Here is a 21,195-nt window from a genome sequence, read left to right as displayed (position 1 = left end):
CGGCATCGCTCAGGACGTGAACCTGACCAGCTCCACCCGTGAGCGGATGCCGAGCTTGCTGAAGATGTCCCTGAGATGGTGCTCGACCGTGCGCCCGCCGAGGAAGAGCTGCTCGGCGACCGCCTTGCCGGCAGCGCCCTCGGCCACCATGCGGGCTCGCCCGGGCGGGGCGGGAGAAAGTGTGGCATTCCGGTGACAGCAAGCGCTTGGTGACCTACCTTGAGTCCTGACCGTCAAGGAGTGCCGATGCGCAATCAGGGGCTTGGGTCTTGGCCGGCACGCAGGGCGCGGATGACGCCCGCCCGGCCCGCGATCGGTTTCCAGGGAATCGACCGCACTTATGGCGAGCTGTACGACCGGGTCACCCGGCTGGCTCACGGGCTCGCGGCCCTCGACGTGGGCCGCGGCGACCGGATCGCCTACCTCGGGCCCAATCACCCGTCCCTGGTGGAGACGTTCTTCGCCGCGGGCCTGCTCGGCGCGATGTTCGTCCCGCTCAACGCCCGGCTCGCCCCGCCCGAGCTGCGGTTCGTCCTGGACGACTCCGGCGCCCGGGTCGTCGTCCTCGGCGAGGGCCGCGACGGCGGCGGGCTGCCAGGACGGCACCTGAGCCAGGACGCCGTCGAGGAGCTGATCGCCGGCGCGCCCGCCGACCCCCTCGACGAGCCGGTGAGCCAGGACGACATCTGCCTGATCATGTACACCTCGGGCACCACGGGCCGCCCCAAGGGCGCGATGCTCACCCACGGCAACCTCATCTGGAACGCCGTGAACCTGCTGGTCGACGTGCCGCTCGCGCACGACGAGGTGACGCTGGTCAGCGCGCCGCTGTTCCACATCGCGGCCCTGGCGCAGACGCTCGTGCCGACCGTGCTCAAGGGCGGCAGGGCGCTGCTGGAGCCGTCGTTCGAGGTGGACAGGACGTTCGACCTGATCGAGTCCGAGCGGGTGACGGTGATGTTCGGGGTGCCGTCGATGTTCACGGCCCTCGCGCGGTCGCCGCGCTGGGCGGGCGCCGACCTGTCCGGAGTGCGGCACCTGCTGTGCGGGGGAGCGCCGGTGCCCGAGCCGCTGATCAGGACGTACCGGGCGCGCGGGCTGACGTTCCTCCAGGGGTACGGCATGACGGAGACCTCGCCCGGCGCGCTCTTCCTCGGGGAGGGGCACCCGGACGACAAGCTCGGCTCGGCCGGGGTGCCGTGCTTCTTCTCCGACGTGCGCCTGGTGGCCCCCGACGGCTCGCCCGCCGCCCCCGGCGAGCCCGGCGAGGTGTACGTGCAGGGCCCCAACGTCATGCCCGGCTACTGGCGGCGTCCGAAGGAGACCGCGAAGGTGCTGTCCGCCGACGGCTGGTTCAGGTCGGGCGACATCGGCGTGGCCGACGAGGACGGTTACGTCCGCATCTCCGACCGGATCAGCGACATGTACGTCTCCGGCGGCGAGAACGTCTACCCGGCCGAGATCGAGAACCTGCTGTACGCCCATCCGGCGGTGGCCGAGTGCGCGGTGATCGGCGTACCGGACGAGAAGTGGGGCGAGACCGGCAAGGCGCTGGTCGTGCTTCGGCCGGGCGCGAGCGCGGAGCCCGACGACCTGCTCGCCCACCTGGACGGCCGCCTGGCCCGCTTCAAGATCCCGAAATATCTGGAGTTCGTCCCCGAGCTGCCGAGGAACGGCGCCGGCAAGGTGCTCAAGGCGTCCCTCAGCAGGCTGTACGGGGAGCAGGGCGGCTGACCCGGGCGGGATCAGCCGATCGCGGGCAGGCGCAGGTCGGCGAAAACGCCGCGGTGATCGGTGCCGGGCACGTCGAGGAGCTCCGTACGGGCCACGCCCACCCGCCGGTCGGCCAGCACATGGTCGATCGCGATGATCGGCGGTATCGCCCGGCCGCTGGGCCAGGTCGGGACGAGCCCCTTGCCCACCTGGTCGGCCGCGTCGACGTAACCGCGGGCCAGCAGGTCGCGGAAGGCGCGGTGGTCGAGGGTGGCGTTGAAGTCGCCGGCCAGGACCCTGATCACCGACGGCGACGGGGACGGCAGCGCCCTGAGCGAGGCGTTCCACCGCTCCACCATCGGGCCGAGCGGCGCGTCGGGATGCACCGCCACGACCTCGACCTTGACGCCCCCGGGCAGGGACAGCGTGGCGGCCGGCATGTTGTGGCCGATCGGGGTGAACAGGCCCCGCAACGACCTGAGCGGGTGCTTGGCGAACAGGCCGCTGCCGATCGCGCCGTCCGCGGCCTGGAGCACCCGGTAGGGGAGCAGCTTGCGCAGCCCGGCCTGGTCGAGCCGCCGGACCGCGTCCGGCGTCAGCTCCAGCGCGCTGAACATCTCGATCTCGTACGTGCTCACCAGGCGCACCACTGCCTCGGCGTCGGCCCGGCCGAACAGGTTGACCGACAACACCCGCAGCGGGACGCCGTCGGTCACCTTGCCCGCCTCCACCCCGGACGCCCTCGGGATCAGGCACGCGACCAGCACCACGCCCACGAGCGCCGCGCACAGCCCCGCCGGACGGTTGCGCCTGAGCACCGACAGCAGCGCGGTCAGGGCGGCCAGCCCCGCGCCGATCGGCGTCACCGTCATGAGCTGGGTCAGGAAGGAGCCGGTCTCCAGGCCGCCGACCCGCAGCGCCGCCCAGGCCGCCAGCAGCGCGACCACCGTCCAGGCGAACCAGCGCCTGCGCCGCCGGGGGGCCGGACGCTCGTCGGCGGATGCGCGTTCGGCCGTCGCGCTCGCTCCCCGTTGATCCACAGCATGAACCCTAAGGCAGCGGCGGAGGAGGCGAACCGGGGTCAGCCCGCCGACTCGGCCCCGGCCTTGACGGCGAGGAGCTGCCTGCGCATCGTGACGAAGTCCCCGACGTCCGTCATCGCGACGTGGGCGGCGCCGCGTACGGTGGGCTCGCCGCGCGTCCGGAGCCGGTAGATCAGCCGGGTGCCGCCGCCGGTGTCGCGGAGCGCGACGGAGCAGGTCGTGGTGGCGTCCGCGCCGCGGTCGGCCAGCACCAGGCTGTGGGGCACCTCGGCCCGTTCGACGACGAAGCCGCCGCCGATGACGTCGCCCGGCTTGAGGTCCCGGAGGGGCCGGTCGGGTTCGGCGGCCGCTCCGGGACGCGTGCCGGGACGCGGGTAGCCGCCGAGCCGGACCACCCAGGCCCAGACCGCGGCGGGCGGGGCGTCCACGGTGACGGCGCGGGTGGCCTGGAGCTGGGGGAGCGGCACGATGTCGTCACCCGGCAGGTCCTCGTGCACCTCGCTGTCGGTGGCGCCCCAGCGCAGATGCCAGGGGCGTACGGCGAGCAGGTACCCGGCCGCCGCACCTGCGGCCAGCCGGACCAGACGTCGTGGCAGGAACATCGCAACACTCCTTCGTACGCTCGGAATTTCGGCTACATGTGTGAATTATGGGCCAATATGGCTAGATCTGATCGGCTTTCCAAAATGTCAGATCGTAGGTCTCCGCTATCGGTCGCCATGCCTGGACGAATCGCTCCTTCGCCGTCTGCGCGTCCGCCGATCTGCTGAGACCCCGCCGGTAATTCCGGTCGCCGGAGACCGGGCCGGTGCAGCCCCCCGCCAGATGGCGCCGGGCCCAGGACAGAAAGGCGGTGTCGGCGTCGTAGGAGGCGTCGAGCGCGGTGATGAGCGCCTGCTTCAGCGCCGCGCCCTCGGGCAGGGCCGTCACCTCCAGCGTCCGGGCGGCGGCGAGCTGGTCGCGGCGGCTCGCGGTGATCTCCTCGATCGTGGTCACGGCGGCCCGGCGGCAGCCGGTCGCGTCGGCGATCGCCGCCGACAGGCTGGAACGGGTCGAGCTGCTGCTGGACAGGAGCTCGTCCACCTGCCCGGCCTGGCCGGCCGCCGTCCCGGCCCCGTCCGTGGTCGGGTCGCCGCTCGGCGTCGGGTCCCCGGTCGCGGCCGGGTCTCCGGTGGCGGTGGCGTCCCCGGTCGAGGGGGCGCCGGTCGCCGGGTCCCCGGCCGTCGCGGTCGACGTCTGCGGCTGCCCGGCCGGCGGCCCGCCGTCCGGGCTCCGGCCCGCCTCGGCCGGTGCGGACGGCCCGCTCCCGGCCACCCACCACACCAGGGCCGTCGTCGCGCAGGCCGCCGCCACGCTGACCAGCACCACCGGTCGCCGCCACCCTGGCGGACGCAGCCGTGAGGGCGGCGGCGGATGGTCGTCCCCGGGCGCCCTCGGCGAAGCCCCGCCGAGCGGCCCGCCCTGGATCGGACGCCCGCCCGATCCGCCGCCCCTGACGTCCGCAGGGCCGACGGGCGGCGAGCCGGTGGGCGCGGGGCTGAAGGGTGGCGAGCCGGTGGGCGTTGGGCCGCCTCCTGCGGTGCCGGGCGGGCTGCCGGTGTCAGGGGTGGCGGTCGGAGCGGGGGAGGTGGGGGAGGGGGTGGGAGGGGGGACGGGGAGGAGGGCGCCGCAGCGGGGGCATTGGGCCAGGGCGCCGGTGTCGCTGCCGCATCGCCCGCACCGCCCTCCCACGCCTGAATGGTGGACCAATACACCCTCCCGTAATGTTCCGTAAAGGGATGAATTTCGATTTATCGGGCTTTTGTCCTGAGCTTCACTTCTGGTGAACGAGACTATTTGATAACAACGAGCCCCCCAAAGCACTCGCCCCTCATAAGCTCGGCCGGGTCCACCGACGAAGGAGGGTCATGGCCGTCGGCAGCTCCGGTGCCACCGGCTCGACGCGGGACACGGCGGCCCACCCGGGCGTGCCCCGCATGAGCAACGTCACCCGCTACCTCAGCGCCGCCGCCTACCTGGACAGCGGGTTCCGCGACCGGGTGCTGGCGGAGCTGATGTTCGATCCCTACCGCGCGGTCCCCCCGTCCTACGGCGGCTTCGACCTCATCCCGGTGATCCACCACTGCCGCCGCTCGCGCTCGATGCTCGTCGTCCGCGACGCCCTCATCACGGTGTTCTTCCTCATCGGGTTCATGATCTCCCCGATGAACACGATCGCGTGGGTGGCGGTGCTCGTCCCGCTGGTGCTGCTCACCTCGGCGCGGGTCCGGCGCGGCTCGGCGGTGCTGCGGGCCATGCTCTGGTTCTGGGCCGCGAGCATGGCCCTGGTCACGCTGTTCGCGGTGTTCTTCACCGGCCTGTACACGATCCTGCTGGGGTTCTCCGGGTCCTCGTTCTACGACGACCGCCCCTCCTACGACCTCGCCGACGTCCTGGGCCAGAACGCGGGGCCGCTGGCGCTGGCGATGTCCGTGCCCCTCACCACGCTCGGGGTGGCGCTGGTCTACCGGATCGCGACGTACATGACCCTGGCCGGCACGCTGCGGCCGGGCGCGCCCGAGCCGGTCACCGGCGCGGCCGGCCCCCGCGCCGCCCATCGCATCGACTACGTGCGCAGCGCCCAGTGGGGCAACGTCACCATGTACGCCAACGAAGACGCCTTCATGGGCGCCGGGTCCATCGCCCGGAGCTGGTCGATCGCCGTCGAGCTCGACCGCGTACGCGGCCGCGAGGGCCCGCCGCGCCGCCAGGACGACCCGGTCGACCTCGACCCCGTCGAGCTGCACGCCTTCGTCCGCGAGCGGCTCAAGGACATGCGCGACCGCGTGCTGCGTCCCAACGAGGGCATCCAGCGCCTCGACATCGGCGACCACGTCGTCACCCGGGGGATCTTCACCGTGGCCGACTGGCACCAGGGCGGCGCCCCGGTGTCCCATCCGCTGATCGGCAAGAACGGCCTGCCCAGGTCCCACGCCACGCCCGAGGAGATCGAGGCCGTCGTCCGCCATCCGCAGGGCGGCGTGCGCTACTACCAGCGCGTCACGATCAACAACGCCGGGCAGGAGATCCGCGACCGCAACGGCCGGCTCGTCGCGCCCGCCGAGGACCAGGAGGCGCTGACCTCGGCGTTCATCTACCTGGCCGTCGAGGGCCGGATGCTCTACACCCAGTTCGTGGTCACCGTGCTGCCGCCGGCCTACGGCCCGTACCACGTGGTCGACCGGCTGCCCACGATGACCGGCGGCCGCATCGCCTGGGAGGCGGTCCGGTCGCTGAAGCTGCGGCTGCTGCGCGACGTGCTCGCCGCCCCCGCGCGCCTGGTCCGTACGGGCACGCAGGCCGTCCGGCAGAACATGATGGCGCCCGACCCGCGCAAGCACATCGTCTACCCCTACGGCGCCCGCTTCAGCGTCCGCGAGCTGGGCGCGAGCGACGACCTGCAGACCCACATCCAGGTGCTCGACGTCTCCAAGTACGTGCGGATGATCGAGCAACGGCTCACCGAGGCGGTCCTCGACTTCCTGGAGGACCGGGGCGTGGAGACCGGCGCCTACCGTCTGCAGGCGGCGAGCGTGACCATGAACACGCTGTCGGTCAGCGGCGGCGCCACGGTCAGCGGCCCGGTCGCCTTCGGGCACCAGGCCGCCGCGACGGTCAACAACCTGGGAGGGCAGAACGCGTGACGAACGAGGAGACCCCCATGCCCGGCTCGTACGGCGTGCACATCAGCGGCGGCGAGGTCAGCGGCCCGATCGCGGTGGGCCCGCACTCCCGCGCCACGGTCAACAACCTGGGCGGCACGTCCCCCGGCGAGGCTGCCCGGCTCCTCGACCTGCTGGAGCGGCTGCTCACCGAGCACGAGGCGGCCGTGACCGAGCCCGCGCGGGCCCGCCGGGACGTTGCCGACGTGCGGCAGGAGATCGAGCAGGCCGACCCCGACCGCTCCCGCGTCATGGACGCGCTCAAGCGGCTGTCGGCCCGCGCGGCCGAGGTGTCGGTGATCGTGGAGGTCGTCGGCCAGATCCGCGAGCTGTTCACCTGACCCGGGCGGGGGATCGTGGTCGGGGGAGGCCGTGTCCCCCGGCAGAGACCGTGTCCCCCGGCAGAGACCGTGTTCCCGGCGGGGGCCGTGGTCAGCGGAAGACCGCGACCGCGGCCTCGCCGAGCATGTCGTCGATCAGCTCCACGACCGCCGCGACGACGGGGGAGTGCTCGCGCGCGATCTCCCGCAGCCGTTCGATGAGCCGGGCAGAAGGCTGGTCGAGGTAGAGCTCGGCCTCCAGCCGCAGCGCCCCCACCAACCCGCACAGCGCCGCGCCGCGCCCGTCGGGCTGCTTCCAGCCCTCCACGGCCGAACGCACCCCGGCCGAGGCGCGCACCACCGAGGCGATGTCGGCCAGCTGGTGACGCGTGTACGGCAACATGCCCATGCGGCGCCTGGTCACGATGACGAGCACGCCCGAGGCGACCAGGCTCTGCCGGGTGCGGTCGTAGGCGTCCTCGGCCAGCTTCTTGATCCAGAACTTGGCCTCCCGCTCGGCCCGGTCGCGGGCCAGCATCGGGACGAGTGAGTCCACCACGGCGTCGCCGACCGGGGTGGGGTCGGTGACGGCGATCCGGCCCTGCTCGACCGTGACGCGCTCGCTCAGCGCCAGGTCGAGCAGCATCGCCCCGGCCAGCCCGAGCGCCATCGAGTGCTGGTGCACCAGGGGCTTGCCGGACTGGTCGTGGCCGATGAGGAACAGCTCCTGGTGGAGCGGCGGCCGCGTCATGGCGACCGGATGCCGGTCAGGCCGGCCTTCTCGCCGTCGTCCAGCGTCGGACGGCGGCCCCGGGCGTACAGGACGCCGAGGACGACGAAGCCGACGGCGAGCCAGATCAGCCCGACCCGCTGGGCCAGGATGTTGGCGTTGACGATCACGAAGATCAGGATCGCCATGCCGATCAGCGGCATCACCACGTGCGACCAGAGGTCGGACGAACGCCCGCGCACCCGGTAGTGGACGATCACCGACAGGTGCAGCACCACGAACGCGATCAAACCGCCCATGTTGACCAGGCTGCTCAGCAGGGTGACGCCGGAGCCGTCCTCCAGCTGCGCCGCCCACACGCCGATGCCGACGGACAGGGCCGAGACGAGCAGGATGGCGTTGGCCGGCACCGAGTGCTTGATCGACACCTTGGCGAGGAAGGAGGGCAGTTGCCGGTCGCGGGCCATGGCGTACAGCAGGCGGGAGACGGCGACCTGGGCCACCAGCGTGTCGGCGAAGCCCCAGGAGATCGCGGTGGCGGTCGAGGTGACGTGCCGCAGCCACTCGCCGCCCGCCGAGGCGGCGGCGTCGTAGAAGGCGCTCTCCGAGCCGGACGCCAGCAGGCCCGCCGGATCGGGCACCAGCAGAGCCGCCACCCAGACCTGGACGACGAACAGCAGGCCGGCCAGGATCAGCGCGAGCCGCATGGCCCGGCCCACCTGGGCGGAACCGCCGGCGGACTCCTCGACGAGCATGCTGATGCCGTCGAAGCCGAGGAAGGACAGCACCGCGACGGAGACCGCGGCGAAGATCACCGGCCAGGAGAAGGTGTCCGGGTTGAACAGCGGAGAGAGGCTGAACCCTTGGCCCTCGCCCTGGAGCAGGGCCCAGACCCCGATGAGCACGAACAGGCCGAGCACGACCAGCTCGCAGGTGATCAGCACCTTGGTGAGGGTGATCGTCATCCGGATGCCGCGTAGGTTGATCACCGTGTTGACGGCCACGAAGATGAGCAGCCAGCCCCAGACCGGCACCCCCGGCACGCTGGCGTTCATGGCGATCGAGGCGACGAGGTAGAGCAGGCTCGGCACCAGGAGGTAGTCGAGCAGGATCGCCCAGCCGGTCATGAATCCGACCGGCGGGGCGATGCCGCGGCCCGCGTAGTTGTAGACCGAACCCGACAACGGGAAGGCCCGGACCATCTGCGTGTACGAGGCCGCGGTGAACAACATCGCGACCATGCCCACCAGGTACGCCAGCACGGGCATGCCGCCCGAGATCTTGTACACCGGGCCGAAGATCGCGAACGGCGCGATCGGCACCATGAAGATCAGGCCGTAGAACACGAGGTCGGTAAGCCCGACCCCGCGACGTAATTCCTGACGGTAGCCGAACTGCTCGACGTTCTCCTGAGGTTGCACGACAGCCTCTCCATGTCGTCATGCGCGCACGCGGGGGGGTGACGGGCCTCGGTATACGCATGGGGTTACGGATACCGGTGGGGCTCGATCTGGCGATCCTTCCGTAGCTCACGGTCACGTCGCAAGGGTCTGCTCCAGGTGCTTGCGTACCTGACCTCGCCGAGGGCCCGTCCGCGCGGTCGCCGGCGCCTCCTCAGCAGGCGCCGACGTCCTTCCAGACCCCCCATTCGCCGGTGGTGCCGGGCTCCTGGCCCTGCGTCCACCACTTGGCCTCCCACGTGTGCGCCTTGTGCGAGACGCGCTGGCCGCCGTTGTAGACGGCCGTCGCGCTCCAGGCGGGCGCGGTGCAGGAGCCGCCGGTCGGGGTGACGGTCGGCGTCGGGCTCGGGCTGGGCGCGACGCCGCCGCGCGCCAGGTCCTGGAGCAGCCCGTACGTCCTGCCGCCGAAGGTCAGCGTGTAGTTCGCCTGGCCGGGGACGGGCAGGTAGTACACGTAGTCGAGGGTCACCGACGCCCCGGGGGCGAGCGTCTGCCACGTGGGCAGCTTCACCGACACCCGGTTGAAGTCGCCCTTGAGGCCGCCGACGTTGTTGCCGGTGTGCTCGCTGCTGATCACCCTCAGGCCGAAGCCGGACTGGTCCTTGGCGTTGTTCGGGGCCGAGGACGCGTAGTCCCACTGGAACTCCGCGCCGCCCGGGATGGTGGTCTGCGTCTTGTTGGTGATGACGAGCTTGGGGTTGATCGGGTAGTTGCTGTCGCCGGCGGGGAAGCCGGTGGCCTCGATCGTGACGTCCACCTTCTCGGCGGGGACGGCCACCTTGGCCTTGGCCGCGCCGTACGGGCTCGCCGTCCTGAGCTTGTCGTAGAGCAGGTCGGTCAGGGTCTGGCCCATGAAGTACTCGCCCTTGGCCGCGTCCCAGGCGTAGTCGCCGGCCAGCTCCCAGATCATCACGCCGCCGATGCCCTGGTTCTTGACGTAGTCGGCCTTGGCGCCGAGCGACTGGTCGTCCTCGGTGGACAGGAACACCTTCTTGGTGGCGTTCCACAGCCAGGGGGCGGTCAGGGTGGCGTTGTAGTTGCGGGTGTAGGTGCCGGTCAGCCTGTCCTCGGGGTCGCCGGCCGGGTCGAGGCCGTAGGCGGGGCCGTAGGAGCCGGCGATGCCCTTGGCCAGGTTCATGGCGTGCCACATGGGGTTGGAGCCGGCGCCGACCTCCTTGCCGTTCTCCTCGTCGTGCCACAGGTTGTCGATGCCGCGGGCGCCGTCGCCGCACGTCGTCAGGCCCTGCGGGCAGCTTCCGCTCTGGCCGTTGGAGGTGCCCCACAGGCCGTTCGTGCCGCCGTTGACGTTCTTCCAGCCGCGCGTGTAGTACGGCACGCCGATGTTGATCCGGCCGGCCGGCATCGCGCCGCGGAAGTAGTGGTAGGCCCAGTCGGTGTTGAGGTAGCCGAGGCCGCCGTACTGGGCGGTGGTGTAGACGCCCCACTTGGCCAGCTCGGCGTCCTTGCCATCGTCGTACAGGGCCGCGTTGGGGCCGACGAACTCGTTCCAGGCGCCGTGCAGGTCGTACGACATGATGTTGACGTAGTCCAGGTACTGGGTGACCTGGAAGGTCTCCATGCCGCGCAGCAGGTAGCCGGAGGCGGGGGCGGCGACGGTCAGCATGTAGTACTTGCCGTCGGCGGCCGCCGCGGTGTCCAGCTTCTGGCGCAGCGTCCGCATCAGCGCCGCGTAGCCCTTCATCAGGTTCGGCCTGCGGGCGTTGGCGATGGTCCAGTCGAGCGGGTTCCCGGCGTCCTTCATCGAGGTCGGGTACTCGTAGTCGATGTCGACGCCGTTGAACCCGTACGCGCGGATGAAGGCGACGACCGAGTCGGCGAACGTGCCGATGCCGGCCTGGTTGACCGAGCCGTCGGCGTTGGTGGTCATGGAGTAGAAGCCGCCGGAGGGCACGCGGGCGCCGTTCGCGTCGAAGTAGCCGCCGGTCTCGGCCCAGCCGCCGACCGACACCAGCGTCTTGGTGCCGGGGAACTGCTTCTTGTACTTGTTGAGCAGGTTGAAATGCCCCTTGTAGGAGTAGGCGGGGTCCATCTCGGCGCCCGCGACGCCGGGCCATTCCGTCGCGGTGGCGTTGGCGTCCACGGCGATCTTGTTGGCGCCGTCGACGTGGGCGAAGGCGTAGTTGAGGTGGGTGACCTTGCCCCACGGGATGTTGTTCGCCAGGTAGGCGGGCTGGCCGTTCTTGCCGGTGCGCCAGCTGGTGAAGTAGCCGATGATGCGGCGGGGGTGGTCGGCCCCCATCTTCTCGCGGCCGTCCTCGTCGTAGGCCAGGCAGTAGGGGACGTCCACGCCGGGGGTCTGGTAGAGGCCGTCCGGGCGGCAGGCGGCGTTGTCGGCCGCGGCGGTGGCCGTACCGGCCAGGGCTCCGGCGATGAGCAGCAGTGAGGTGCCGCACGCGGCGAGCGCCGCGCGGGTGCGTAAGGGCTTCAAGGCCACCTCCGATGGGGCATGGCTGGGGGGTTGATCGGAACGTAAGCCGAGTGACCAGGACCGTCAATGCTCTCTGTTAGGAAACTTTCTTAATAGTTCACCTGAGGGCCGCCCGAGGTGCCGCTTGCCCGCATGCGACCAGGGGGAGTACGGTTCCTCCACCTCTCTGTTAAACGATTAACGGGACGGACGGCCGACGCATGTCCACTCCCCACTCCAGCCACAGCAGCCCGAGCTCACCATCGCTTAATTACCCGTCTTTCCTATAGGAAATGCTAGGTTATTCGACTAACATGAGACCGACAGCGCGACAGGTGGCCGAACTGGCGAACGTGTCCGTGGCGACCGTCTCCTACGTGCTCAGCGGCCGGGACCGTCCCGTCGCCGTCGGCACCAGGAAACGGGTGCTCGACGCGGCCAGGCAGCTCGGCTACACCCCCGACCAGGCGGCCAGGAGCCTGCGCAGACGGCGGACCCAGCGGGTCTGCCTGGTGCAGAGCTCGCCCGGCGGCGTGCCGTCGGAGGAGCGGCTGGCCAGGGACCTGCACGAGATGGCCGACATGCACGGCTACTCCGTGATCACCCTGGCCGTCTACTCCCGGGCCCGCGCGAGGGCGGCCGCGGACGTGCTGCGCAGCGGCATCGCCGACGGCGCCCTGGTCAACGTCGCCGTCGACGAGCTCGTCCACGACCTGCTGGCCGAGCCGGCCGGACGGCCGCCGATGGTGGTGGTGCACGACGTGGACGTGCCCGAGGGCTGCGACGTCGTCCGCACCCCGGAGGCCGAGGCGTGCGCCGAAGCCGTCGAGCACCTCCTGGAGCAGGGCAGACGCCGGATCGCGTTCATGGCCCAGCGCCACGAGCTCTACCGCGACCGTCCGGTCGGCCGGCTCCTGGGCTACACCACGGCCCTCGACCGGCACGGCGTCACCGACCGGATCATCGTCTCCGGCGCGGACGACCGGGTCTCGGCCTACCAGACCGCCGCCGAGCTGCTGGCCTCGCCCGGCCGTCCGGACGCGGTCTTCGCCGCCTCCGACCGGGCCGCGATCAGCGTCATCCGGGCCGCCAGGGACGCGGGCTTGCGCGTCCCCGGCGACCTGGCGGTGGTCGGGGTCGGCAACGTCGGCGAAGGTCTCATCAGCAACCCGCAGCTCAGCACCGTCGGCCCGCTCAGGCACGACTACACCGACGTCGTGCGCCTGCTCTTCGACCGCCTCCAGGCCGAGGAGCCCCTGCCCGCCCGCGAGATCGTCCGGCCGTGGACGTTCCTGCGGCGGGGCTCTTCCTAGAAGGGAAATGCGAGATGTCTCCCACCCTCTCCCGCCGCGACCTGCTCCGCCTGGCCGGGGCGGCGGCCGCCGTGCCCGTCCTGTCCGCCTGCGCGGGAGCCCCGCCCGCGCAGAGCGCGGCGCCCGGCACGTTCACCGTCTACTGGAACGCCGGCCACGACTACCAGGCCTACCGCAAGGTGATCGCCGAGTTCGAGCAGGCCCACAAGGTCAAGGTCAACCTGCAGAAGTACCAGTGGCCCGACCTGCGCACCCGCCTGCTGGCCGACTTCGCCTCCGGGACCGGCCCCGACGTGGTGGAGGAGCCCGGCGGCTGGGTGCAGGAGTTCGCCATCTCCGGCAACGCCCGCTCGCTCCAGGACCACGTCGACCGCGACGGCGCCGCCATGGGCTTCCCCGCCGACTGGCGTCCGGCCACCGTCGAGCGCAACTCCTACCAGGGCAAGGTGTACGGCGTTCAGCTCCACCTGACCTGCAATACGCTCCTCTACAACAAGGCCATGCTCGACGACGCCGGCCTGGAGCCCCCGTCCACCTGGGACGAGTTCCTCGCCGCCGCCGTCAAGCTCACCAAGGACGGCGTCCACGGCGTCGCGCTCAACCAGGACTACGGCTACATCTGGCCCTGGCTGCTCCAGGCCGGCGTCACCCCCTACGACGCGAAGACCGGCCAGATCATGACCCCCTTCGCGGACGCGGTCGCCGCCATGCAGTTCCAGGCCGACCTGATCCACAAGCACAAGGTGGCCCCCGTCCCGGTCTCCAGCACCGACTACTCCGGCCCGCAGAAGCTGTTCTCGGCCAAGCGCGCCGCGATGATCCTCACCGGTCCTTGGGACCTGGACCCGATCAGGAAGACCAGCCCCGACATCGACCTCGGCGTCGCCCCGCCGCTGCGGAAGGCCCGGCAGGCCACCAACGCGGCGGGCGTCAGCCTGTTCGTGCCCGCCAAGGCGGCCAGGCCCGACCTGTCGTGGGACTTCATCAGGCGCGTCACCACCCTCCAGGCCGAGCAGGCGGCGACCGCGGAGGTCGGCATGCTCATGCCCCGCACCTCCTGGGCCGCCCTGCCCGAGGTCCAGTCGGACGCGGCCACCAAGGTCTTCGCCGACGCCCTGGCCTACGCCGAGGACCCCGGCAGGCAGGTCCGGCTCACCGGGCAGCTCGGCAAGTGGGAGGAGCAGCTCAAGATCATGTATCAGGAGGTGCTCATCCGGAACACGCCCGCCGAGGCGGCCCTGAAGAAGTTCACCCAGGCCGCGGAGGGCTTCCTCAAGTGATCCCGCGCCCCAGGACCCTGGCCGGCCGCTACGCCAGGACGGCCTACCTGTTCCTGACCCCCGCCATCCTGTTCTTCGCGGCCTTCTTCTACCTGCCGATCGGCAACGTCGTCGCCACCAGCCTGCGCACCGGCCCGCAGGCCGACCGGTTCGCCGGCCTGGCCAACTACGGCCAGGCCCTGGCCGACCCGGCGGTGCGGCACTCGTTCCTGGTCACGGTGGCCTTCGCGGTGGCCGTGGTGGCCGGCTCGATCGTGATCGGACTGGGCCTGGCGCTCGCCATCGACCAGCCGCTCAAGGGGCGGGTGGCCTTCCGCGTGCTGCTGCTGGTGCCGTACCTGACGTCCGTGGCCATCGTCGGGCTGCTGTGGCGCAACATCCTCGACCCCGAGCTGGGCGTGCTGAACCGGCTGCTCGGCGCGCTCGGCCTGCCCGGACAGCAGTGGCTCAACACCGCGCCGCTGCTCACCATCGCCGCGGTCACGCTGTGGCAGAGCGTCGGCTACACGATGGTGCTGTTCCTGGCGGGCTTGCAAGGTATCCCGGAGACCTACCACGAGGCCGCCAAGATGGACGGCGCCGACGCCTGGCGCCGGTTCTGGTCGATCACGCTGCCGCTGCTCGCGCCGACCACGCTGTTCGTGTCGGTGATGGCGGTCATCTCGGGGCTGCAGGCGTTCGGCCAGGCGTACATCATCACCAACGGAGGGCCCGGCGACGCCACGGACCTGTCGGTGTTCCACATCTTCAACGTGGCCTTCCGCACCAGGGACTTCGGCTACTCCTCGGCCCAGTCGGTGCTGCTGCTGGCGGTCATCGTGGCGTTCACGCTGATCCAGCTCAGGGCCGGCCGGCGCGGGGAGGTCGTGTACTGATGCGCAGGCCGCTGCTCTACACCCTGCTCGGGCTGGCCTCGCTGGTCACCGTGCTGCCGCTGCTGTACATGGTGTCGCTGTCGCTGCAGACCGAGGCGGAGACCATGTCGGCCGAGGCGGTCCTGTGGCCCGCCGCGCCGCAGTGGGGCAACTACGCCGAGCTGTTCACCTGCGCGCCCTTCGGCGACTTCATCGTCAACAGCCTCGTCGTGGCGGGCGCCATCACGCTGGCGCACCTGGTGTTCGACCCGCTGGTCGGGTACGTGTTCGCCAAGTTCCGCTTCCCGCTGCGCAACACGCTGTTCGTGGCGTTGCTGGCCACGCTGATGGTGCCGTTCTTCGTGCGGATGATCCCGTTGTACGTGCTCATGGCCCAGCTCGGCTGGCTCGACACGTACCAGGGGCTGATCACGCCGTTCCTCATGGACGCGTTCGGCATCTTCCTCATGCGGCAGTTCATCCAGCCCATCCCCGACGACCTGATCAGCGCGGCCCGCATCGACGGCGCCTCCGAACTGGCCATCTACCGGCGGATCATCCTGCCGCAGGCCAGGCCGGCGATGGCCGTGCTCGGGCTGTTCACCTTCGTCTTCCAGTGGAACGAGTTCCTGTGGCCGCTGGTGGCCACGTCCACGCCGGAGATGCGGACCATCCCGGTCGGGCTCACCCTGTTCAACCAGGAGTACTTCACGCTGTGGCACCTGACGGCGGCCGGTTCGGTGATCCTCTTCGTGCCCACCGCCGTCCTGTTCGTCCTCACCCAGCGGTACTTCGTGCGCGGCATCGCGCTCACCGGCCTTCGATAGGAGCCCCTTCTTGCGTCCGAACGTGATCGTCGTCCTCACCGACCAGCAGCGGTGGGACACCGTCGGCCCCTTCACCCCGAACCTCGACAGGATGGCCAGGCACGGCACGCAGGCCACGGTGGCGCTCACCCCGCAGCCGGTGTGCGCCCCGGCCCGCGCCGCCCTGCAGACCGGCCGCTACCCGACGTCCGTGGGCGTGCACCGCAACGGGCTGACCCTGCCCGGCGGGCAGCGCACCCTGGCCCACCACTTCGGCGAGGCCGGGTACGCCACCGGCTACATCGGCAAGTGGCACCTGGCCGACGGCGACCCCGTACCGGCCGGGCAGCGCGGCGGCTACGGCACCTGGCTGGCGGCCAACACGCTGGAGTTCACCTCCGACGCCTACCGCACGATCGTCTACGACGACGCCGACGAGCCGGTCTTCCTGCCCGGCTACCGCTCCGACGCGCTGGTGGACGCCGCGATCAGGTTCGTCGCCGACCACCACGCCGAGCCCTTCTACCTCTTCGTCTCGTTCCTTGAGCCCCACCACCAGAACGAGGTCGACAACCACCCCGCCCCCGACGGCTACGAGGAGCGCCACCAGGGCCGCTGGCTGCCCGCCGACCTGGCCGCGCTCGGCGGCACCTCGGCCCGCCACCTGGGCGGCTACCTGGGCCAGGTCAGACGCCTGGACGAGGGCCTCGGCCGGCTGCTCGACGCGCTGCGCAGCATGGACCTGCTCGACGACACGATCGTCGCCTACACCTCCGACCACGGCAGCCACTTCAAGACCCGCAACGACGAGTACAAACGTTCCTGCCACGACGCGTCCCTGCGGGTGCCGCTGGCGCTGCGCGGCCCCGGCTTCGACGGCGGCGGCGCCATCTCCCGCCTGGTCAGCACCCTGGACCTGCCGCCCACGCTGCTGGCGGCGGCCGGGCTGCCCGTCCCGGAGGAGATGCAGGGCCGCTCGTTCCTGCCGCTGCTCGCCGACTCCCGCGCGCCGTGGCCGGAGGAGGTGTTCTTCCAGGTGAGCGAGTCGGAGGTGGGACGTGGCCTCCGTACGCGGCGGTGGAAGTACTACGCCGTCGCCGAGGACGCCGACCCCTGGAACGCCCCGGCCGCCCCCCGCTACCGCGAGCAGGCCCTGTACGACCTCGACAGCGACCCGCACGAGCTGGTCAACCTGGCCGGGCTGCGCTCGCACGCGCAGGTGGCCGCCGAGCTGCGCGAACGCCTGCTGCGCCGGATCGTCGAGGCGGGCGAGGCCGAGCCGGTCGTCGACCCGGCCGCCGAGCTGGACTCCGACGAACGCGTCCTGCCCGACCCGGCGGTACGGATGCTCGGCCCCGAGCCGGTCAGGTTCGGCCACCAGCGGCGGTCATGAGCCGGTCCTGCGCAGGATGAGCACGGCGATGTCGTCGCGCGGGGCGCCGTGGGTGAAGGTGTTCAGGTCGGCGGCCAGGGCCTCGACGGTCCTGGCCGGCGGGTCGCGGGCCCAGGAGCGCAGCCGCTGCTCCAGCGGGTAGAAGGAGCCGTCCCGGTCGCGGGCCTCGGTGACGCCGTCGGTGCACAGCAGCAGCGAGGCCCCCCGCGGGAAGGCGAAACGCGCGCCGTGGCGGGGCTCGCCCGTCAGCGACGCCAGGCCGAGCGGGACCTCGGGCTCGCCGAGCCAGAGCTGCCCGGCGTTCCCGTTGTGGATCAGGTACGGCGCGATGTGCCCGCAGTTGACGGCGTCCACCTCCAGCTCCGGGCCGACGTCCAGCAGGAGCGCGGTGACGAAGCGCTCGGGCTCGCCGGTGTGCGCGGCGAACCTGTTGTGCCTGGTCACCGCGTCCTCCAGGGCGTCGGCCACGCCCATGAGGCTGATCTCGCGGTAGGCCGCCTCCCGGAAGGCGCCCAGCACGGCCAGCGCGGCGCCGATCGCGGGCAGCCCCTTGCCCTGCACGTCGGCGATCATGACCCGGGTCCCGTACGGCGACGGCGCCACCTCGTACATGTCGCCGCCCACCATCGTGTCCTCCTCGATGGGCTGGTAGAGGCCGTCCACGACCACGTCGAGCGAGCGCAGCGGCAGCGGCCTGACGAGCTGCCGCTGCAAGGCCGCGGCGGCCGAGCGCAACCGGCGCACCTCGTCCTCGCGCTGGATCCGGTAGCTCGCCCCGACCACGCTCATCAACCCGAACGCCGCGGTGAAGCCGGAGACCTCCAGGTTCGTCCGCAGGTTGCCGCCCAGGTAGGCGACCGAGCCCGACACCACCACCAGCACCCACAACGACGCGATCGCCGTCTGCCACACCGTGCCGAGCCCCGAGACGATCGCCGGCAGGAAGATCAGCACCGGCACGAGCTCCGCGCCCCCGCCGGTGAACCGGTCCAGCCCGACCACCAGCGCCGTGATCCCGATCAGGCCGACCAGGAACACCGGCGTCGTGAAGAAGGGCCGCCTGAGCCCGCCACCCCAGAGAATCGTCGTTCACCCCCGGTGACCAGCTTCTCCCAAGGCGTCCACGTTCCGTCCTGCGGCGCGCCGGACACGGCGAAGGGCCGGCCCCGAAACCCGGGACCGGCCCTGACGTGCGAACTTATCCGAGGCCGTTCTTCATGGCCGTGAGAAGTTCGGCGTTGGTGGTGTCACCGCTGAGCTCCCAGAAGAACGCGCCGCCGAGGCCCTGGCTCTTCGAGTAGCCCATCTTGCCGCCGATCGTGCTCGGCGTGTCGTAGCTCCACCACTGGTTGCCGCAGTAGGCGTACGCCGTGCCCGCGACCGTGCCGGTGGACGGGCAGCGGGTCTTGATGACCTTGTAGTCCTCGATGCCCTGCTCGTACGTGCCGGGCGCCGGGCCCGTCGCCGTGCCGCCGGGCGCGGCCTGGGTCACGCCGGTCCAGCCGCGGCCGTAGAAGCCGATGCCGAGCAGCAGCTTCGCGGCCGGGACGCCCTTGCTCTTGAGCTTCTGGATGGCGTTGTCGGTGTAGAAGCCGGGGATCGGGATCTTGTCCCAGGTGGTGAGCGGCGAGTGCGGGGCGGTCGGGCCCTGCGCGTCCCAGCCGCCGAAGAAGTCGTACGTCATGACGTTGTACCAGTCGACGTACTGGGAGGCGCCGCCGTAGTCGGCCGCGTCGATCTTGCCGCCGTCGTTGCCGTCGGCGGTGATGGCCGCGGTGACCAGGTTGTTCGCGCCGAAGCGCGAGCGCAGCGCCGACATGACGTTCTTGAACGCCGCCGCGCCGCTGGTGTCACAGGTCAGGCCGCAGGCGTTCGGGTACTCCCAGTCGATGTCGATGCCGTCGAAGACGTCGGCCCAGCGGGGGTCCTCCACCAGCTTGTAGCAGGAGTCGGCGAAGGCCGTCGGGTTCTGCGCCGCCTGGCCGAAGCCGCCGGACCAGGTCCAGCCGCCGAAGGAGAAGAGCACCTTCAGGTTGGGGTACTTCTTCTTCAGCTTGCGCAGCTGGTTGAAGTTGCCGCGCAGCGCGCCGTTGTCCCAGGTGTCGGCGACGCCGTCCACGCTCTCGCCCGCCTGGTAGAAGCGGTCGTAGTCGGCGTAGCTGTCGCCGATCGTGCACTGCCCGTTCTGCACGTTGCCGAATGCGTAGTTGATGTGGGTCAGCTTGGCCGCCGAGCCGCTGGTGTCGATGTTCTTGACGTGGTAGCCGCGCTGGTAGATGCCCCACTGGACGAAGTAGCCCAGCACCTTGTTGCCGCCACCGCCGCCGCCCGTGGTGGTCGCGGTGATCTGGTTGCTGTCGGCCGAGCGGTTGCCGGCCGCGTCACGCGCGCGCACCGTGTAGGTGTAGGACGTGTTGGCGCTGAGGCCGCTGTCGGTGTGCGAGGTGCCCGTGACGGTGGTGACGAGAGTGCCGCCGCGGTAGATCTCGTAACCGGTGACGGCCACGTTGTCGGTCGAGGCGTTCCAGGCCAGCGAGACGCTGCTGCTGCTGACGCCGGTCGAGCGCAGGTTGCCCGGCACGGTCGGCGGGGTCTTGTCGTCGCCGCCGCCGCCCGTGGTGGTGGCGGTGATCTGGTTGCTGTTGGCCGAGCGGTTGCCGGCGGCGTCACGCGCGCGCACGGTGTAGGTGTAGGCCGTGCTCGCGGTGAGGCCCGTGTCGTTGTACGTGGTGCCCGTGACGGTGGTGACGAGAGTGCCGCCGCGGTAGATCTCGTAACCGGTGACGGCCACGTTGTCGGTGGAGGCGTCCCAGGCCAGGGCCACGCTGTTGTTCGTGACGCCGGTCGAGCGCAGGTTGCCCGGCACCGACGGCGCGGTCGTGTCGCTGCCGCCGCCGCCGGAGACCTTCCACAGCGCCGCCACGTTCGGCGGCTCCCAGCCGGGCTGGGAGGTGTGCGCCTGGAGGCAGACGTAGTCCACGCCGTTGTAGGTGACGACCGTGCCCGCGGTGTACGCGGTCCACGGGGCCCAGGCCGCCGCGAAGGCCACCGTGCTGGCGGAGGCGATCGGTGGGACGGCGACGGCCGCGGTCAGGGGCAGGGCCAATGCCGCCATTCCTGCCAGGACCTTGCTCAGAATGGTGTGTTTCATGTCGCTCCGACATCCGTTGGGGGGTGTGTGGGGAGTGGGATGGGAGACTTCTGGGGAAACTATTAGGAAAGTTTCCTTTAAGTTGTGAATCGACGGTAGCCTCTGCCTGCGGGAGCGTCAATACGTATCGGTCAGGCGTCCGTAATCGTGCCGGTCAGACCCCGAATGTGCCCGTTCACGAGGGGATAACGGTTCAGGAACGGGGGCTGACGGCGGGGTGAGCCGTGGCCCAGCATGGGAGCGTGGCAGGAATCTCCGCCTGGCGGCGGACGCCCACGCGCCGCGGACCTTACGTGGTCCGCGCGGTCGCGGAGTTACGGTCCTGGCCGTCGCTGAACGTCAGCGGCACCGGGCGACAGGTCGCCTTCGCCGTACACGGAACCGAGATCCTGCGCCTGGCCGGCCGGGACGAGGTCCACGTACGGCTCACCGCCCCCGCCATCGGACGCCTGGAGCCCTATTTGCAGGCGTGCGATCAGGTCCATGCCTGCCGCGACCGCGCCTGGGTCGCCGTGCAGGTCGACGCCGAGCCCGATCTGGAATTGTTGCTGGCCCTCACGAGCGTGGCGATAAAGGCGCACGTGGCCTGAAACGATTCTTCGCGGTGCGTAGCGTTTCTCCTACGCACCGTCTGAACAATGCCCTCCATTTGCCCTGGAATTACTCGCCGGGTAGCTTGGTTGTACACAGCCGAACGGGGAGACGTCCCAGGTAGGGATGTCATTGCCGGGGAATTACCCCAGCGGGACCCGTGTTGTACAGAGTCGGCGCGGATACACCGCGTCCGGGCGTCGCAGATATACCTTCAGGCCCTTTCCTGGGCCCGGGAAGACGATGCGTCAGCCCTTTGCCTGACCAGAGACCGCTGAATCCGCCTGTGCGCGGAACCGGGGACCCATGTGTCCATCGGGGTGAATCGGCACCACGGTGCCGTAGGGCAGCTTCCCGCCCGAACCCGTCAGCTAACCCGGCAAGCGGCACGGAAGCACAAGGAGTAATCCCT

18 protein-coding genes and 1 riboswitch are annotated in these 21,195 nt (G+C 70.9%); of the genes, 9 read left to right on the top strand and 9 right to left on the bottom strand.

Annotation, left to right across the window (positions count from 1 at the left end):
• Positions 1-9 precede the first annotated feature (9 nt).
• Positions 10-150, bottom strand: a complete 141-nt coding sequence (locus ACIA8R_RS39470) for a helix-turn-helix transcriptional regulator (protein WP_357693790.1) — start codon at positions 148-150, stop codon at positions 10-12.
• A 141-nt stretch (positions 151-291) separates the two neighbouring features.
• Here ACIA8R_RS39470 and ACIA8R_RS39465 point away from each other — a divergent pair, with 141 nt between their 5' ends.
• Positions 292-1,734, top strand: a complete 1,443-nt coding sequence (locus ACIA8R_RS39465; protein WP_397042601.1) for a long-chain fatty acid--CoA ligase — start codon at positions 292-294, stop codon at positions 1,732-1,734.
• Positions 1,735-1,745: 11 nt separating this feature from the next.
• Here ACIA8R_RS39465 and ACIA8R_RS39460 read toward each other — a convergent pair whose 3' ends face one another.
• From ACIA8R_RS39460 to ACIA8R_RS39450, 3 genes are all read right to left on the bottom strand, one after another.
• Positions 1,746-2,753, bottom strand: coding sequence for an endonuclease/exonuclease/phosphatase family protein (locus ACIA8R_RS39460; RefSeq protein ID WP_364087031.1), 1,008 nt, complete (start codon positions 2,751-2,753; stop codon positions 1,746-1,748).
• Positions 2,754-2,794: 41 nt separating this feature from the next.
• Positions 2,795-3,358, bottom strand: a complete 564-nt coding sequence (locus tag ACIA8R_RS39455) for a hypothetical protein (protein ID WP_357693784.1) — start codon at positions 3,356-3,358, stop codon at positions 2,795-2,797.
• A gap of 61 nt (positions 3,359-3,419) precedes the next feature.
• The gene (locus ACIA8R_RS39450; protein WP_397042598.1) at positions 3,420-4,124 is read right to left on the bottom strand and encodes a hypothetical protein; all 705 of its coding nucleotides are present in this window, start codon (positions 4,122-4,124) and stop codon (positions 3,420-3,422) included.
• A gap of 539 nt (positions 4,125-4,663) precedes the next feature.
• Here ACIA8R_RS39450 and ACIA8R_RS39445 point away from each other — a divergent pair.
• Positions 4,664-6,439, top strand: a complete 1,776-nt coding sequence (locus ACIA8R_RS39445; protein ID WP_364087036.1) for a hypothetical protein — start codon at positions 4,664-4,666, stop codon at positions 6,437-6,439.
• Positions 6,436-6,798, top strand: a complete 363-nt coding sequence (locus tag ACIA8R_RS39440; RefSeq protein WP_357693778.1) for a hypothetical protein — start codon at positions 6,436-6,438, stop codon at positions 6,796-6,798. The genes ACIA8R_RS39445 and ACIA8R_RS39440 overlap by 4 nt, the downstream gene beginning before the upstream one ends.
• A 91-nt stretch (positions 6,799-6,889) precedes the next feature.
• Here ACIA8R_RS39440 and ACIA8R_RS39435 read toward each other — a convergent pair whose 3' ends face one another.
• The 3 genes from ACIA8R_RS39435 to ACIA8R_RS39425 all read right to left on the bottom strand — a co-directional run bounded on the left by ACIA8R_RS39435 (position 6,890) and on the right by ACIA8R_RS39425 (position 11,416).
• The gene (locus ACIA8R_RS39435) at positions 6,890-7,528 is read right to left on the bottom strand and encodes a GPP34 family phosphoprotein (RefSeq protein WP_397042596.1); all 639 of its coding nucleotides are present in this window, start codon (positions 7,526-7,528) and stop codon (positions 6,890-6,892) included.
• Positions 7,525-8,928, bottom strand: a complete 1,404-nt coding sequence (locus tag ACIA8R_RS39430) for an APC family permease (protein WP_397042594.1) — start codon at positions 8,926-8,928, stop codon at positions 7,525-7,527. The genes ACIA8R_RS39435 and ACIA8R_RS39430 overlap by 4 nt, the downstream gene beginning before the upstream one ends.
• Positions 8,929-9,121: 193 nt before the next feature.
• Positions 9,122-11,416 carry a chitinase C-terminal domain-containing protein gene (locus ACIA8R_RS39425; protein WP_397042592.1) on the bottom strand — a complete coding sequence of 765 codons (2,295 nt, stop codon included), beginning with the start codon at positions 11,414-11,416 and terminating at the stop codon, positions 9,122-9,124.
• A 293-nt stretch (positions 11,417-11,709) separates the two neighbouring features.
• Here ACIA8R_RS39425 and ACIA8R_RS39420 point away from each other — a divergent pair, with 293 nt between their 5' ends.
• Genes ACIA8R_RS39420 through ACIA8R_RS39400 form a run of 5 tightly spaced genes read left to right on the top strand, consistent with a single transcriptional unit; the run spans position 11,710 to position 17,041 of the window.
• A complete protein-coding gene (locus tag ACIA8R_RS39420) occupies positions 11,710-12,708 on the top strand; it encodes a LacI family DNA-binding transcriptional regulator (protein ID WP_397042591.1) in 999 nt (332 codons plus the stop codon).
• A gap of 14 nt (positions 12,709-12,722) precedes the next feature.
• Positions 12,723-13,988 (top strand): sugar ABC transporter substrate-binding protein, encoded by a 1,266-nt coding sequence (locus tag ACIA8R_RS39415; RefSeq protein ID WP_357693768.1) that lies wholly within the window; start codon positions 12,723-12,725, stop codon positions 13,986-13,988.
• On the top strand, positions 13,985-14,863 hold the full coding sequence (locus ACIA8R_RS39410; RefSeq protein WP_357693766.1) for a sugar ABC transporter permease: 879 nt from the start codon (positions 13,985-13,987) through the stop codon (positions 14,861-14,863). The genes ACIA8R_RS39415 and ACIA8R_RS39410 overlap by 4 nt, the downstream gene beginning before the upstream one ends.
• The gene (locus tag ACIA8R_RS39405) at positions 14,863-15,669 is read left to right on the top strand and encodes a carbohydrate ABC transporter permease (protein WP_397042588.1); all 807 of its coding nucleotides are present in this window, start codon (positions 14,863-14,865) and stop codon (positions 15,667-15,669) included. Before ACIA8R_RS39410 ends, ACIA8R_RS39405 begins: the two co-directional genes overlap by 1 nt.
• Before the next feature lie 10 nt (positions 15,670-15,679).
• The gene (locus ACIA8R_RS39400) at positions 15,680-17,041 is read left to right on the top strand and encodes a sulfatase-like hydrolase/transferase (RefSeq protein WP_364087049.1); all 1,362 of its coding nucleotides are present in this window, start codon (positions 15,680-15,682) and stop codon (positions 17,039-17,041) included.
• Here ACIA8R_RS39400 and ACIA8R_RS39395 read toward each other — a convergent pair.
• Together ACIA8R_RS39395 and ACIA8R_RS39390 are read right to left on the bottom strand one after the other, a co-directional pair.
• Complete coding sequence (locus ACIA8R_RS39395; RefSeq protein WP_397042585.1) at positions 17,036-18,079, bottom strand: PP2C family protein-serine/threonine phosphatase; 1,044 nt, start codon at positions 18,077-18,079, stop codon at positions 17,036-17,038. The two genes, ACIA8R_RS39400 and ACIA8R_RS39395, sit on opposite strands and share 6 nt — an antisense overlap.
• A gap of 160 nt (positions 18,080-18,239) precedes the next feature.
• Positions 18,240-20,192 carry a glycosyl hydrolase family 18 protein gene (locus ACIA8R_RS39390; protein WP_364087053.1) on the bottom strand — a complete coding sequence of 651 codons (1,953 nt, stop codon included), beginning with the start codon at positions 20,190-20,192 and terminating at the stop codon, positions 18,240-18,242.
• 242 nt (positions 20,193-20,434) lie between these two features.
• On the opposite strand from ACIA8R_RS39390, the gene ACIA8R_RS39385 reads away from it, so the two are divergent.
• Positions 20,435-20,782 (top strand): luciferase family protein, encoded by a 348-nt coding sequence (locus ACIA8R_RS39385; protein ID WP_364087055.1) that lies wholly within the window; start codon positions 20,435-20,437, stop codon positions 20,780-20,782.
• A gap of 263 nt (positions 20,783-21,045) precedes the next feature.
• Positions 21,046-21,183, top strand: a riboswitch (cyclic di-AMP (ydaO/yuaA leader).
• Positions 21,184-21,195 lie beyond the last annotated feature (12 nt).

Source organism: Nonomuraea sp. NPDC051191, assembly GCF_044455665.1.
Lineage (GTDB): Bacteria > Actinomycetota > Actinomycetes > Streptosporangiales > Streptosporangiaceae > Nonomuraea.
This window is presented reverse-complemented; position numbering and strand designations above follow the sequence as displayed.

Bases quoted from the DNA above. Each gene is read 5' to 3' on its own strand.
- ACIA8R_RS39415 (WP_357693768.1), top strand. From the start codon at position 12,723: ATGTCTCCCACCCTCTCCCGCCGCGACCTGCTCCGCCTGGCCGGGGCG.
- ACIA8R_RS39465 (WP_397042601.1), top strand. From the start codon at position 292: ATGACGCCCGCCCGGCCCGCGATCGGTTTCCAGGGAATCGACCGCACT.
- ACIA8R_RS39470 (WP_357693790.1), bottom strand. From the start codon at position 150: ATGGTGGCCGAGGGCGCTGCCGGCAAGGCGGTCGCCGAGCAGCTCTTC.
- ACIA8R_RS39405 (WP_397042588.1), top strand. From the start codon at position 14,863: ATGCGCAGGCCGCTGCTCTACACCCTGCTCGGGCTGGCCTCGCTGGTC.
- ACIA8R_RS39435 (WP_397042596.1), bottom strand. From the start codon at position 7,528: ATGACGCGGCCGCCGCTCCACCAGGAGCTGTTCCTCATCGGCCACGAC.
- ACIA8R_RS39390 (WP_364087053.1), bottom strand. From the start codon at position 20,192: ATGAAACACACCATTCTGAGCAAGGTCCTGGCAGGAATGGCGGCATTG.
- ACIA8R_RS39420 (WP_397042591.1), top strand. From the start codon at position 11,710: ATGAGACCGACAGCGCGACAGGTGGCCGAACTGGCGAACGTGTCCGTG.
- ACIA8R_RS39455 (WP_357693784.1), bottom strand. From the start codon at position 3,358: ATGTTCCTGCCACGACGTCTGGTCCGGCTGGCCGCAGGTGCGGCGGCC.
- ACIA8R_RS39445 (WP_364087036.1), top strand. From the start codon at position 4,664: ATGGCCGTCGGCAGCTCCGGTGCCACCGGCTCGACGCGGGACACGGCG.